Origin of the sequence: Komagataeibacter intermedius TF2, from assembly GCF_000964425.1 — a bacterium.
In the GTDB taxonomy this organism is placed as follows: Bacteria; Pseudomonadota; Alphaproteobacteria; order Acetobacterales; family Acetobacteraceae; genus Komagataeibacter; species Komagataeibacter intermedius.
Map to the genome: position 1 here is coordinate 1 of NZ_BANF01000778.1, position 301 is coordinate 301.

Sequence of the window (301 nt, forward strand, 5' to 3'; positions counted from 1 at the left end):
TGCAGGGATTCGTCCAGATTCTCAGACAGATCGGATGTCGGGAAGGGGAAAGCCTTGGGGAGCGCCTTACCGGCCTGCTCGAGGCAACAGGGTATCTGGACATGCTGCGGGCTGATGATTCGGATGAAGCCGCAACCCAGCGCGAAAACCTCGCGGAACTGATCGAACTGGCCCAGGGTTTCCGGCGCGTGGAACACCTGCTGGAGCATGCGGCACTGGCAGGCGGAGCACCTGGAGAAAAAGGTCGTGATCGCGTTCAGCTCATGACCATGCACCGGTCGAAAGGACTGGAATTCCGGCA

Annotated in this window: 1 protein-coding gene; it reads left to right on the forward strand. The window is 60.1% G+C overall.

Annotation, left to right across the window (positions count from 1 at the left end; translation table 11 throughout):
* A partial coding sequence (locus B7449_RS19235) for a 3'-5' exonuclease (protein ID WP_048884119.1) occupies positions 1-301 on the forward strand: 301 nt, incomplete at both ends.